A 14199-nucleotide genomic window follows, 5' to 3' on the forward strand; every position below is an offset into this window, starting at 1 on the left:
CCGAGTAAGACGAATGGCAGCCAAAGGTAGCGGCGCGCGAGGCAAACGATCTCAACGGGCAAGTGGATCGCTCCAGCCCGGGAAGGAGTTATCCGGTGAACCGCCTCTCTCTCGGCAACGTATCGTGGCCGGCGCGGTAGAACTGCTGGACGCTCAAGGGGTCGATGGATTGACGATGCGTCGGCTGGCTGATCGACTTGGCTCGGGCGTGATGAGCCTATATTGGCATGTCGACAACAAAGAGGATGTCTTTGATCTGGCGCTCGATTCGGTGCTCGAATATCGCGAACCGCCGCAAATGGTTGCGTCTCAAGACTGGCGCGGAAAAGTCGTGTATCTGCTCGAGGACTGGCGCGCCAGCATGCTGCGCCATCCTTGGTCGGTATCGCTGTTGCCGCGCCGCGCACTCGGCCCGAACATGCTCAGTCGGCTGGAACTGCTAAGCAAGACCTTGTCCGGGGCCGGCGTAGCGGCCGCGGATATGAACGTCGCGATATGGTCGCTCTGGACCTATGTGATGGGCGCCACCATCACCAGGGCGAGCTTCGACCTTTCGGACGACGACAGGGCCGCCGCGCAGCAGCGCCTTACACGCCTCAGCGAACACTACGCGACGATCGAACGCTCCCGGCTGCTGTTGGATGATGATTGGGATGGTATTTTCCGGAAAGGCCTCGGCTTCCTGCTGGATGGCCTCTCCCCACGATAAAGTCCGCCTGGCGCCTCTATAGAGGCCACGCATCAAAGGGTCCGCGCCATCACCCGTGCTGCGTCTGCCGCAGGCGGATCTGGTAAGCCAGAATATGCTTTGCCGCCGGCGCGATCAGCATCAGGCCCGGCTTGTCGAGAAATTCGCCGTCGAAATCCACCGGGCTTGCAATGCCGTGCCAAGGTTCGATGCAAAGGAATGGCGCGCCACCGGGCTTGGACCAGATGCCCAGTTCCTGAAATCCGTGCCACGACATCTCGATGGCCGGACCGACCTCAGCGGCGTAGCGCACGCTAGCGCTTTCTCGCCGATCCAGAATGACGGCGTCGTCGACAAACAGCTGCTCGGAAAGCTCGAGGATATTGCCCTCAACAGGCGTCGGCTGCGGTGCTGCCAGCAGCAGACCATCCTTCAGGCGGCGGATTGGAGCGCGCTCGGCTTCGGCAAAGGTCAGCCTGTAGTCCGTCTTGGCCAGGTCCGGCCGCAGCGGCCAATTGAACGCAGGATGGGCGCCGATCGATGCCGGCAGGGTCTCGTCGCCGGTGTTGGTGATCTCGAAGCGTATGGAAAGGTCTCCATCCGCCACCAAATAGTTGATCGCCAGACGGAAGGCGAACGGATAGTGCGACCGGGTGTCGGCATCGTCGGTGAGAACCAGCGTGCAGGATCTCGGCCCCCTCTCCGCCCATTCAAACTGCCTGTCACGGGCAAAACCGTGCTGCGTCATCGGATAGGTTCGGCCGCGATGATGCAATTGGTCGCCCTTCAGCCGGCCAACGATGGGAAACAGCACCGGCGAATGGCGCCTCCACTCCGGTCCTGCCTGCCACAGGAGTTCGAGCCCCTCCGCGCTTCGCAGGGAAACAAGCTCCGCTCCCTGTGCGACTATGGTCGCCGAAATGCCGTCACCGTGAAGCGTCTGGCTGTCCTGTCCCACATGTCCTCGCTGGGTCGGTCGATTGGGTTCCGCAAGAGGACCAAGGTTAGCAAAAGCCTCGCCGGACTCAAAGCTAGTCGCGCCGCCACGGCCAAACACCAACGATGATGGAACAACATTCGCGCGCTTTCAGCTTGGGACCGTTGAAAGCACTGGTGAACGGCAACCAATTTTCGTATCACTCCGCCGCGCCAACGGAACCATGCCAATGTTCGAAGACCTGCAGCAAGCCCCCGCCGACAAGATCCTCGCCCTGATCGGGCTCTATCGCGCCGATCCGCGCCCCGACAAGGTCGATCTCGGCGTCGGCGTCTACAAGGATCGCGATGGCAAGACGCCAGTGATGCGCGCCGTGCGCGAGGCTGAAAAGCGTCTGCTGCAGAGCCAGGATACAAAGACCTATCTCGGCCTCGCTGGCGACACCGCCTTCAACACGGCGATGGCCAAATTGTCCTTTGGCCCGGCAGCCGATTTGACGCGCATTCGCGCGGCGCAGGCGCCAGGTGGCTCCGGTGCGCTGCGCCTGGTGGCGGAACTGCTCAAGCGGACACGTTCCGACGCGACCGTCTGGCTGTCGGACCCGACATGGCCGAACCACTTGCCGGTGATGCGCGCCGCCGGCCTGCAGATCCGCGACTATCCATATTTCGACGCCACCTCGGGCGCCGTTCGCTTCGACGACATGCTGGCGGCGCTGCGGACCGCAAAGAGCGGCGATGTGGTGCTGCTGCATGGCTGCTGCCACAACCCGACGGGCGCCAACCTGAGCGAAGCGCAATGGGCTGAGGTTGCTGAGTTGCTGCTTGAGCGCGGCCTGCTGCCCTTTGTCGATATCGCCTATCAGGGTTTTGGCGAAGGACTGGACGCCGATGCGGCCGGCTTGCGGATTTTGGCTGCGAAGGTTCCTGAAATGGTCGTCGCCTCCAGCTGCTCGAAGAACTTTGCCGTCTACCGCGACCGTGTTGGCGCGGCCATGGTCATGGCCAAGGACAGCGCCCAGGCGGATGTTGCGATGAGCCAGATGCTTTCGGCGGCGCGCGCGATGTATTCGATGCCGCCGGACCACGGTGCAGCCGCCGTGCGCATCGTGCTCGAAGACACCACATTGCGCGCCGACTGGGAGGCGGAACTCGAAGAGATGCGCCTGCGCATGCTCAGGCTGCGGGTCGCATTCGCCGACGCGTTGCGGCGTCAGTCCAATTCCGACCGTTTCGATTTCGTCGCGAGCCATCGCGGCATGTTTTCCCGGCTGGGTCTTTCCGAAGCCCAGGTCGAGCGGTTGCGTACCGAGCACGGCGTCTACATGGTCGGCGACAGCCGCATCAATGTGGCGGGCCTGCCGGAAGACGGCATGGATGCGCTCGCCAAGGCGATCGTGTCCGTGCTGGATTAAGGCCAACTGTGGACAAGGCCCCCTCGCCGGCTGACAGCGTTGGCCGTGCGACGGGCCGCAGGATAGCATTCCGCGTATGAAGCCATCGGAAGACATCTCCCGGCTGATCGAGATCATGGCGGCGCTGCGCGCGCCGAAGACCGGCTGCCCGTGGGATATCGAGCAGGACTTCTCGACCATCGCGCCCTACACGATCGAGGAAGCCTACGAAGTGGCCGATGCCATAGCGCGCGGCGATCTCGACGATTTGCGCGACGAACTCGGCGATCTCCTGCTGCAGGTCGTCTACCACGCGCAAATGGCCGAGGAAGCAGGCGAGTTCGCCTTCGGCGACGTAGTCCAGGCGATCACGACCAAGATGATCCGCCGCCATCCGCATGTCTTCGGCGATGAGGAAGCCCGCAATGCCGGCATGGCCAAGGGCATGTGGGAAAAGATCAAGTCCGAGGAGAAGGCCGAGAAGCGAAGCGCCCGCCTCGCCCGTGGGCTTGATCCCGAAGACAACGGCAAGGGCTTTCTGGACAGCGTGCCCGTCGCCCTGCCCGCGCTGACCCGGGCGCTGAAGCTTCAGGAGAAGGCCGCCCGCGTCGGATTCGACTGGAGCGAGGCAGCCCCCATCCTCGACAAGATCGAGGAAGAGATCGGCGAATTGCGCGAAGCGCTGACCAAGGGCGACACGGCGTCGATCAAGGATGAGTTCGGCGACATGCTGTTTGCCGTCGTCAATCTCGGTCGACACCTCAAGGTCGATTCCGAAGCCGCACTCAGCGGCACCAACGAAAAATTCCGCTCGCGCTTCCACTATGTCGAACAGGCGGTGGAGGCATCGGGCAGCACACTGGAAAAGGCTGGTCTGGATGAGATGGAAACGCTCTGGCAGCAAGCCAAGAGGGCGAAATAACCGCCCCTATCCGTGCGCGAAATAACCGCCCTTACCCGTTGTTCTTGCGAAGCAATCGGCTTTCGATCTCTTCGCGGGCGCTTTGCGTGGCCTGCAGCGATATGGTCACGCTGCCATCATCATTGTCAGCCCTCGAGACAACGTCCCCGTTGCGATACAGCCAGTCGACGAGGCCGAACTGCGCCGGCTCGATCGTAACCGTCAACGACTGAAGCTCACCGGACATCCTTGTCTCGATGATCGCCTTGAGCGCGTCGATCCCCTCGCCGGTGATAGCCGAGATGGCAATCGGTGGTGCCTTGTTGCCGTCGGGGCCATCAGCAAGCAGCCGGGTCCGGTTGCCTTCATCGAGCTGGTCGATCTTGTTCCACACTTCGATGACGCGCTTGGTGTCGCCGGCATCCACGCCGAGATCGGCGAGGATACGCTCGACATCCTCGGCCTGCGCGGCAGTATCGGGGTCGGAAATGTCGCGCAGATGGATGACGAGATCCGCCTCGACCACCTCCTCCAGCGTTGCCCGGAAGGCCGCGATCAGATGCGTCGGCAGGTCGGAGATGAAGCCCACCGTGTCGGACAGGATGATCGGCGTGCCATGCGGCAGGCGCACGCGACGCAATGTCGGATCAAGCGTGGCGAACAGCATGTCCTCCGCCAGGACGTCCGCTCCCGTCAGCCTGTTGAACAGCGTCGACTTGCCAGCGTTTGTGTAGCCGACGATGGCGACCACCGGGAAAGGCACCTTCTTGCGCTTGGCACGGTGGAGGTCGCGCGTACGCCGCACCGTTTCCAGCTCGTGCTTCAGCTTGATGATCTTTTCCTGCAACTGCCGCCGGTCGGATTCGATCTGCGTTTCACCGGGGCCGCCGAGGAAGCCGGCGCCGCCGCGCTGCCGTTCAAGGTGGGTCCAGCTGCGCACGAGCCGGCCCTTCTGGTAATTCAGATGGGCCAACTCGACCTGCAGCGTGCCTTCCTTGGTTCGCGCACGCTCACCGAAAATCTCGAGGATAAGCCCGGTGCGGTCCAGCACCTTGGCGTTCAATTCCTTCTCGAGATTGCGCTGCTGCACCGGGGTCAGCGGATGGTCGACGATGACCAGTTCGGCGTGGCCTTCCTTGACGATCTCGGCGAACTCCGCGACCTTGCCACTGCCAAGCAAGGTCGCCGGACGCGGATCGTTGACGGTCACAACCGCGGTATGGATGGGGTCAAGGTTGATGGCGCGGGCAAGGCCGACCGCCTCGTCGCGGCGGGCGTCGGCCGAACGCGTCAGTCGAGGGCGATTTTTTTCATCGTCGCTGCGCGGCTGGCGGGTAAGCACAGGCACAATGACAACGGCCCGGGTCGGACCTTTGTCTTCCGTCCCCGGCTGTGCTGATTTTCCACGAACGCCGCGGTCCGCGTCTTTCTCACGAGCCAATCAGGCGCCCTGGCTTTCCTCGCCATCGAACATCTGAACCGGCTGGCTCGGCATGATCGTGGAAATGGCGTGCTTGTAGACGAGCTGGGAGTGACCGTCCCGGCGCAACAGAACGCAGAAATTGTCGAATGAGGTGACCACGCCGGTCAGCTTCACGCCGTTGATGAGAAAGATGGTGAGCGGGTTCTTGCTCTTGCGAACTGAATTCAGGAACAGGTCCTGAAGGTTTTGCGATCGTTCCGCCATTGTTCTTGTCTTTCGCCGATCCCCTTCGGTTTGCAAGCCAATGCGCCAAATTAACCGGCCCATGTCAAGCGCGCAAACACCGTCTTGTCGTCAGGAACGACAAGCAGAACGAGATATATTGATGTTCATTCCACCTGTGCGGTTATCAGGCTGGACTTTTTTCCGCAATGTCAAAAAATGCCTGCCGCAACGAAAGTGTTATTGAGCCGGGATGGCCGTTGGCGACTGGATCGCCATCGATCGCCACAATCGGCATGGCAATCGTGGTCGCGGAGCTGAGGAAGGCCTCACGTGCGGCCTTGGCCTCGGCAACCGAAAACCCCCGCTCCTCGACCTTCAGCCCGAGCTTGGCGGCAACATCGAAAAGCGTGGTGCGGGTGATGCCCCGCAAAATGCCGTGCTCGGCCGGCCGTGTCACCAAAACGCCATCCCTGGTGACGATCCACGCATTGGACGACCCGCCTTCCTTGACGTTGCCGTCGACATCGACGAACCATGCCTCCTGGGCGCCGGCTTCCTTGGCCTTCTGCTTGGCCAGCACATTGGGCAACAATCCGACACTCTTGATGTCGACCCGGTCCCAACGATTCTCCGGTACGGTGATGACCCTGATGCCGCTCTCGGCACGCTTCGCGTTCGCTGCGGGATCGGCCTTCTTCGCCGTAATCACCAGTGACGGTTTCGTGCCGTCGACAGGGAAAACGAAATCCCGGCTGGCAACGCCGCGCGTCACCTGGACATAGACCAAGCCATTCACGACATGGTTGCGGTTGACCACCTCGCGCAGGAGGAGCGGCAACACGCCCCGGCTCACCGGCCAGTCGATCGACAATTCGGTCAGCGAACGGTTCAGCCGGGCAAGATGACGAGGCATATCGACGACAAAGCCCCGTGCAACCTCGCAGACCTCATAGACACCGTCGGCGAACTGATAGCCGCGATCCTCGATGTGCACCGAAGCGTCGGCGTGAGCGACGTAGCGCCCGTTCACATAGGCTATGCGCGACATGGGTCCACCCCTGCAAGAATTCTCGGGCTTTCTTAGGCGATTCCGCCGCTGCCGTAACCGACAATTGCGTAGGCCACGGCAAGCGGAACGACAGACGGGATCAGACGCCGAGCGACTTCAGCTTGCGATGAAGGGCGGACCGTTCCATGCCGATGAACTCGGCGGTCTTCGAGATGTTGCCACCAAAGCGATTGATCTGGGCGATCAGGTAATCCTTCTCGAACTGTTCGCGGGCTTCGCGCAACGGCAGCGCCATGATGTGCTGATCCGACTGGTTGGGCGTGCGCGGCATGACATCGCCGATCTCGGACGGCAGAAGGTCGGCGGTGATCGGCGAATCGACATCATCGCCGCGCGCCAGGATCATCAGACGCTCGACATTGTTGCGCAGCTGGCGAACGTTGCCGGGCCAGTTGTGCGCCTGCAGCACGGCAAGCGCATCATCGCCGATGCGGCGTGGCTTGATGCCGGCCTGCCGGGCGATCTGCTTCATGAAATTGTCGACGAGATAGGGGATATCCTCGCGCCGCTCTGCCAACCCCGGCACCATCACCGGAACCACGGCCAGGCGATGGTAGAGATCCTCGCGGAAGCGCCCGTCGGCGATCATCGCCTCGAGGTTCTGCGAGGTCGAGGAAATGATGCGGACATCAACCTTGACCCGCTTGGTGCCCCCTACCCGTTCGAACTGCTGCTCGACCAGCACGCGCAGGATCTTGTTCTGCGTCTCGCGCGGCATGTCGGCCACTTCGTCGATATAGAGAATGCCGCGGTGCGCCTCCTCCAGCGCGCCCACCTTGCGCTCCACACCGTTCGATTCGGTGCCGAACAGCTCGATCTCCATCCGCTCGGGCGTGATGTTGGCGGCGCTGAGCGTGACGAACGGCGCGGTCTTGCGCGCCGACAGCGTGTGGATAGCGCGCGCGGCAAGTTCCTTGCCTGACCCGGAGGGGCCAATGATCATGACGCGGCTGTTGGTCGGAGCGACACGCTCGATGGTCTGGCGCAACTGGCTCATCGCCGACGACATGCCGATCAGGTCGAAGGTCTCGCCACTGCGCTGCTTTAGATCCGAGACTTCGCGCTTCAATTTCGAGGTTTCGAGTGCACGCTCCGCGATCAGAATCAGCCTGTCGGCCTTGAACGGCTTCTCGATGAAGTCATAGGCGCCGCGACGGATGGCCGACACCGCGGTTTCAATATTGCCGTGGCCCGAGATCATCACCACAGGCAGGTTCGGATGCATCGTCTTGATCTCGTCCAGCAACGCCAGACCGTCGAGGCGCGATCCCTGCAGCCAGATGTCGAGGAAAATCAGCCTCGGGGCCCGGTCGGCGATCGCCGCCAGCGCGCTGTCGGCATCGAATGCCGTGCGGGTTTCATGACCTTCGTCGCTCAGGATACCGGCGACAAGTTCACGGATGTCTTCTTCGTCATCGACGATGAGAATGTCAGACGCCATTACCGACCTTTTCAGTTTCTCGTTCGTATTCCGTCCCGCCCTCGCCGCGCGACGAAGGTGCGGTGGCAGCGGCTGGCGGCAGGATGATTGAGACCATCGCGCCGCGTCCATTGTGGAAGTCCGCGGGCGCGTCATTGAGTTCGAGCCTGCCGCCATGGTCCTCCACGATCTTCTTGACGATAGCGAGGCCGAGCCCTGTGCCCTTCTCGCGCGTCGTCATATAGGGCTCCAGCAGCCTTTGACGATTCTCACGCGGCAAACCTTTTCCGTTGTCGATGACGTCGATGCGAATCGCGCCATTCTGACGCCCTGCCTGAATCCGGATTATGCCGTGGTAACCGTCCTCTTCATCAAGTCCGTCTATGGCCTCGGCCGCGTTCTTGATGATGTTGCCGAAAGCCTGCGCCATCAGGCGGCTGTCAAATGTGCCTTTGAGCGGCTCATTGCCGAACACCCTTTCGAAGGTGATGTCCGAACGGCTGACCTCGATCAGGAACGAGGCCTCGCGCAGCGATTCGCGCAGGTCTATCGCCTTCATTTCGGGTTTGGGCATGCGTGCGAATGCCGAGAATTCGTCGACCATGCGGCCGATGTCCTCGACCTGCCGGATGATCGTATCGGTGCATTGGTCGAAAACCTCCCGGTCCTCGGTGATAACCTTGCCGTAGCGGCGCTTGATACGCTCGGCGGAAAGCTGGATCGGCGTCAGCGGATTCTTGATCTCGTGGGCGATGCGACGCGCCACGTCCGCCCACGCGGAAGAGCGCTGGGCCTGAACCAGATCGGTAATGTCGTCGACCGTGACGACATAGGATTTTTCTTCCGCGCCATCGTTGCCGGCCTCGATCGTGATCTGCACGTTGAAGGTACGCTCGGCACCGGTGCGATAGAAGGTCACCTGCTCGCGATAGACGGGTTTTCCCGACTTGCGGCCAATCTCGAAGACGCGGCCGACATGCGGTAGCACGGTGGACAGGTTCTGGCCGAGCGCTGCCGTGGCGGATATGGCCAGCATCGTTTCAGCCGACCGGTTGACGATGGTGACGATGCCATAGGGATCGACGCCGATGACGCCCGCGGTAACGCCTGCAAGCACCGCTTCCGAGAAGCGTCGCCGCTCGTCGATGAGGTCCTTGGCGGACAGGATCTCGTTGCGCTGCGATTTCAGCTCCAACAGCATCTTGTTGAACGTGTCGCCAAGCGATGCGACGTCGCCATCGGAGGGTCGGACGGGAACCGAGACATCGAGATTGCCGGTCGCGACCTCGTCGGCGGCCCCGATCAGCTGACGAATGGGTCGTACCAGCCGGTCGGCAACGGCGATGCCGGTCCAGATGGCGGACAGTATGATGATGAGCGTCAGCGACAGATAGGGAAGTGCGAAGGCCACCTGCGAGGTGCGGCGATTGTCCTCGAGGCCGCGATACTCGTCCGTGTTGGCCTTGACGATCTGTCGCGCCTTGATCACTTCGGGGTCGACGAGGCGTATGGTGTAGAGATAGAGGCCATCGATCTCACGCAGCTTGACGATGGCGCCCATGATGTTGCGCGTCTTCGGCTCGATCAGCACCGGCTTGCCATCGGCAGCGCTCGCTACGGCGCCCTCCGGTGGCTCCGGCATGGCAAAATCGGCGTCGGTCTTGGCACTCATGACAAAGGAGCCATCCGGCTTGATCAGCGCCGCATGCGCCAGCGTCCGGCCAACAGCCTCCTTGTTCATCAGATCGAGAAAGCCGGTCCGATCGAGGCCGAAGAGCGTGCGCGACGCGTCCAGATCGTAGGCCATCGACAGCGTCGTGCCCTGAAGGTTGCGGGCATTTTCCTGCACATAGGCGTCGGCGATCGACAGCGACGAATTGACGATCGTCTTGGTGCGGATTTCAAACCAGCGGTCGAGTCCGATGTCGAGCGTGATCGACGCGATGATCGCCACCATGATGGCGGGAATTGCCGCGACCAGTGCAAACATCGCCACGATGCGCACATGCAGGCGCGAAGCGGCCCTGCCGTGCCGGCGCGCCATGACGATGCGGTGCACCTCGCGCCCCACGAGTGCGATAAGGAACAGGACGAAGGCAGCATTGAGAGCGATCAGCGCCAGCGTCGTCGTCTCGTTCGGGGTGATCGGCGTAGCGCCCACAAGAATGGCGAACGATATGGCCGCCGCGACCAATGCTCCGACGACCGCAATCACGCCCGGCAGCGCCAGCAACCGGCGCCCATCCTTTCGACGGATCTCGCTGAAAAGCGATTCTTTCAGAACTGGTAACTGCAGGGCCATGTCGCCGTCTAAAGCCATTGATTGCGTCGGATGTATGCAACGCATTGTGGCGATTATGCAACAAGTGTGGCCGAGACGGAAATGTTTCGGCGGCCATCCCCTGAAAACGACCTAAACGAGCACATCGCGTGCAGGCATCAGGCCTGCCTCGACGACTTGTAGACGTTGACGCCGAGTTCGCGGATTTTCTTGCGCAGCGTGTTGCGGTTGAGCCCCAAAAGTTCGGCGGCCTTGATCTGGTTGCCGCGGGTTGCCGTCATCGAAGCCAGCACCAGCGGATACTCGACCTCGGACAGAATGCGCTGGTAGAGGCCGGCGGGCGGAAGTTCGCCGGCGAATGAGGCGAAATAGCGCTGTAGGAAATGCTCCACCGCCTGGCCGATGGACAGATCGTCGGGAATGAGGTTGCCGCCACCGGGAACAACCGGCCGCTCGCCGGTCTTCAGCTCCGCCTCGATGATCTCGGCGGAGATTTCGTCCTGCGAATAGAGCGCGGCGAGCCTGCGGACCAGGTTTTCGAGCTCTCGCACATTGCCCGGCCACGGATAGCGCTTCATCAATTCGATGCCACCGGTGGAGATTCGCTTGGTCTGCAGGCCTTCCAAGGCACCAAGCTTGAAGAAATGCCGGACAAGGTCCGGAACGTCTTCGGAGCGCTCGCGCAGCGCCGGCAGCCGCAGCGGCACGACATTCAGGCGATAGAAAAGGTCTTCGCGGAAAAGCCCCTGGTTGATCAGCGTCCGCAGATCCTTGTTGGTGGCGGCAACGATGCGCACATCCGTCTTGATCGGCGTGCGTCCGCCAACGGTCGTGTATTCGCCTTGCTGGAGCACGCGCAACAGGCGCGTCTGCGCTTCCATCGGCATGTCGCCGATCTCGTCGAGGAACAGCGTGCCGCCCTCGGCCTGCTCGAAGCGACCGGTCGATCGGTTCTGCGCGCCGGTGAAGGCGCCTTTCTCATGGCCAAACAGTTCCGACTCGATCAGATCGCGCGGGATCGCCGCCATGTTGATGGCAACGAAGGGGCCGCCACGGCGCCGGCCATATTCGTGCAACGCACGCGCCACCAGCTCCTTGCCGGTGCCGGATTCGCCTGAAATCATAACCGTCAGGTCGGTCTGCATCATACGCGCCAGCATGCGGTAGATGTCCTGCATGGCCGCCGAACGGCCGACCAGCGGCATCGTTTCAGGTTGCTCTTCAGGTCGGGAATCGATTTTGGGACGCCGCGGTTCGGAAAGCGCGCGGTTGACGATGTTGAGAAGCTCGGTGAGATCGAAGGGTTTTGGGAGATACTCGTAGGCGCCGGTTTCAGAGGCGCGAATCGCGGTCATGAAAGTGTTCTGCGCGCTCATGACGATGACCGGCAGCTCCGGTCGCGCCTTCTTGATGCGCGGCAGCATGTCAAAGGCATTCTCGTCCGGCATGACCACATCGGTGATGACCAGATCGCCTTCGCCCGCCGCCACCCAGCGCCACAGGGTCGAGGCGTTGGACGTCACGCGCACATCATGGCCGACGCGCGACAGAGCCTGATTGAGAACGGTGCGGATCGCCGCGTCGTCGTCGGCGACCAGAATATTGCCGCGAACGGTCATTTGCGGTCTCCTTCGCTGTCGTCGTCGTTGCCGAACGGCGTTTCCTTCCAGGCGGGCATCAGGATGCGGAACGTAGTCCCGCGCGGCGTCGAATCGCATTCGATGATGCCGCCATGCTCGCCAACGATCTTGGCGACCAGCGCCAGGCCAAGTCCCGAGCCGTTCGGCTTGGTGGTGATGAAGGGGTCGAACAGGATCGGCAGGATATCCTCTGACACGCCAGAACCGTTGTCCCGGACACAGAACTCAAGCGGCAGTGACACGCGATCCTGGGTTCCTGGAACCGAAACACGAATCCCCGGACGAAAAGCCGTCGACAAGATGATCTCCCCCTGCGGGTCGCTGCCGATGGCCTCTGCAGCATTCTTGACCAGATTCAGGAACACCTGGATCAGTTGATCGCGGTTGGCGAAGACCGGAGGCAATGAAGGATCATACTCCTCCATTATCTTGATTTTCTTGGCAAAACCGTTCTTGGCAATCGCCTTCACGTGATCGAGGACGACGTGGATGTTGACCGGATAGCGGTCGATCGGCCGCTCGTCGGAGAACACTTCCATGCGGTCGACAAGCGACACGATGCGATCGGTTTCGTCGGTGATGAGGCGTGTCAGGGCACGATCCTCGTCCGACGCCGACAGCTCGAGCAACTGGGCGGCGCCCCGGATTCCCGACAACGGGTTCTTGATTTCATGGGCCAGCATAGCGGCCAGACCAGTCACCGAGCGCGCCGCGCCGCGATGCGTCATCTGCCGGTCGATCTTGTCGGCCATCGACCGTTCCTGGAACATCACCACCACGGAGCCGGGAAATTCCGGCACTGGCGCGACATAGAGATCGACCACCTTCTCGATGCCGAGACGCGGCGAGGACACATCGACCCGGTATTCGTTGACCGGGGCGCGGCGCTCGCGCACCTGGTCGACAAGCGTCAGCAGCGGGCTGCCGAAAGGAATGAGTTTGGACAATGTATTGCGGGCGAGCATGTTCGCGCTCGAGCGAAAAAAGTCCTCAGCATCCGCATTGGCGTAGGTTATGAACCCTTCCGCATCGACCATGATCACGGGGCGCCGGATGGTGTTAAGCACGATGTGGGCGGCGTCCGCCATCTCAATGCCCTGCCCTATCGGGGAATTCATGCCGCGCTCCGCAGGCTCAGTTTTTCCGGCGCGCCTGAAAAAACGTCGCGCAGCAAGACGATGACGCGCTCGGGCTCGAATGAGGTGAGAATGGCCTTGCGCTTCTCATCAGTCACACCGACGGCGTGACGGTCGAGATACCAACCGAGATGCTTGCGCGCCTGGCGCAGGCCGCTCTCCGTGCCGTACAGCGCCAGCATGTCCTCGTAGTGGGAAACGACGTAGTCGGCCAAGGCTTGCGCGCTGGCCGGAACACCGGGCGCGACCTGCTCCAGCGCTGCCGCGGCGATGAAGCCTGCCGTCCAGGGCGCGCCATAATGCGCGCGGCCGATCATGATCGCATCGGCGCCGGACTGTTCGAGGATATCAGCGGCCTCTGCTGGCGATGAGACATCGCCATTGGCGACGACCGGGATCGACACGGCGTCCTTGACGCGGGCAATGGCCCGCCAGTCGGCCTTGCCCTGGTAGAACTGGCAGCGCGTGCGGCCGTGCACAGTCACCATCCTGACGCCGGCGTGTTCGGCGCGGCGCGCAAGTGTTGGCGCGTTGAGCGCGCCCTCGTCCCAACCTAAGCGCATCTTGACCGTCACCGGCACGTCGACCGCGCCGATCACGGCTTCGATCAGCGACAGCGCATGGTCGAGATCCAGCATCAATGCCGAACCTGCATAGCCGCCAGTCACCTTCTTGGCCGGGCAGCCCATGTTGATATCGATGATGTCAGCACCCTCGCCCGCGGCGATCCGCGCGCCTTCGGCCATGTGCACTGCTTCGCGACCGGCAAGCTGGACCATGTGCACGGGCAGCCCGGAATGGCGGATGCGCAGGTCGCAGCCGGCTCGCCCCTTGGCCAGTTCGCCACTCGCCACCATCTCGGACACGACCAGGCCGGCCCCGTGCGCATGGGCGCGCTGCCGGAATGCCTCGTCGGTGATTCCCGACATGGGAGCCAGGAACACGCGATTGCGTATTCTGACACCCCCAACGTCCAGCGGCACGGCCAATTTGCTCAACTCAGTCATGCACAAAAACCAAGCATGTTCTATCGATGCACATTCTCTAGCCAGAAGACTGGCAATGTGCAACGCGGAATGACGTCAC

12 protein-coding genes are annotated in these 14199 nt (G+C 62.2%); 3 read left to right on the forward strand and 9 right to left on the reverse strand.

What is annotated here, in order from left to right; all coding sequences use genetic code 11:
* Positions 1–13: 13 nt before the first annotated feature.
* Complete coding sequence (locus ABVQ20_RS07570) at positions 14–709, forward strand: TetR/AcrR family transcriptional regulator (protein ID WP_354458921.1); 696 nt, start codon at positions 14–16, stop codon at positions 707–709.
* 49 nt (positions 710–758) lie between these two features.
* Here ABVQ20_RS07570 and ABVQ20_RS07575 read toward each other — a convergent pair whose 3' ends face one another.
* Positions 759–1646, reverse strand: a complete 888-nt coding sequence (locus ABVQ20_RS07575; protein WP_354458922.1) for an aldose 1-epimerase family protein — start codon at positions 1644–1646, stop codon at positions 759–761.
* Between the two features lie 208 nt (positions 1647–1854).
* Between ABVQ20_RS07575 and ABVQ20_RS07580 the strand changes: the two genes are divergently transcribed.
* Together ABVQ20_RS07580 and mazG are read left to right on the forward strand one after the other, a co-directional pair.
* Positions 1855–3039 (forward strand): amino acid aminotransferase, encoded by a 1185-nt coding sequence (locus tag ABVQ20_RS07580; RefSeq protein ID WP_354458923.1) that lies wholly within the window; start codon positions 1855–1857, stop codon positions 3037–3039.
* A 76-nt stretch (positions 3040–3115) separates the two neighbouring features.
* The gene (gene mazG, locus ABVQ20_RS07585; protein ID WP_354458924.1) at positions 3116–3940 is read left to right on the forward strand and encodes a nucleoside triphosphate pyrophosphohydrolase; all 825 of its coding nucleotides are present in this window, start codon (positions 3116–3118) and stop codon (positions 3938–3940) included.
* 31 nt (positions 3941–3971) lie between these two features.
* Here mazG and hflX read toward each other — a convergent pair whose 3' ends face one another.
* From hflX to dusB, 8 genes are all read right to left on the reverse strand, one after another.
* Entirely contained in the window at positions 3972–5360 is a 1389-nt protein-coding gene (hflX, locus tag ABVQ20_RS07590; RefSeq protein ID WP_354458925.1) for a GTPase HflX, read from the reverse strand.
* Positions 5361–5606, reverse strand: a complete 246-nt coding sequence (gene hfq, locus ABVQ20_RS07595; RefSeq protein WP_006202172.1) for an RNA chaperone Hfq — start codon at positions 5604–5606, stop codon at positions 5361–5363.
* Positions 5607–5751: 145 nt separating this feature from the next.
* Positions 5752–6615, reverse strand: coding sequence for a D-amino-acid transaminase (locus ABVQ20_RS07600; RefSeq protein ID WP_354458926.1), 864 nt, complete (start codon positions 6613–6615; stop codon positions 5752–5754).
* 100 nt (positions 6616–6715) lie between these two features.
* The gene (gene ntrX, locus ABVQ20_RS07605; RefSeq protein ID WP_227347408.1) at positions 6716–8077 is read right to left on the reverse strand and encodes a nitrogen assimilation response regulator NtrX; all 1362 of its coding nucleotides are present in this window, start codon (positions 8075–8077) and stop codon (positions 6716–6718) included.
* Entirely contained in the window at positions 8067–10358 is a 2292-nt protein-coding gene (locus ABVQ20_RS07610) for a sensor histidine kinase NtrY-like (protein ID WP_354458927.1), read from the reverse strand. Before ABVQ20_RS07610 ends, ntrX begins: the two co-directional genes overlap by 11 nt.
* A 137-nt stretch (positions 10359–10495) precedes the next feature.
* The gene (gene ntrC / locus ABVQ20_RS07615) at positions 10496–11956 is read right to left on the reverse strand and encodes a nitrogen regulation protein NR(I) (protein ID WP_354458928.1); all 1461 of its coding nucleotides are present in this window, start codon (positions 11954–11956) and stop codon (positions 10496–10498) included.
* Positions 11953–13095, reverse strand: coding sequence for a two-component system sensor histidine kinase NtrB (locus tag ABVQ20_RS07620; RefSeq protein WP_354458929.1), 1143 nt, complete (start codon positions 13093–13095; stop codon positions 11953–11955). The genes ntrC and ABVQ20_RS07620 overlap by 4 nt, the downstream gene beginning before the upstream one ends.
* Positions 13092–14120, reverse strand: coding sequence for a tRNA dihydrouridine synthase DusB (gene dusB, locus ABVQ20_RS07625; protein WP_354458930.1), 1029 nt, complete (start codon positions 14118–14120; stop codon positions 13092–13094). The genes ABVQ20_RS07620 and dusB overlap by 4 nt, the downstream gene beginning before the upstream one ends.
* Positions 14121–14199: the final 79 nt, after the last annotated feature.

The organism is Mesorhizobium shangrilense (assembly GCF_040537815.1).
GTDB classification, from domain to species: Bacteria; Pseudomonadota; Alphaproteobacteria; order Rhizobiales; family Rhizobiaceae; genus Mesorhizobium; species Mesorhizobium shangrilense.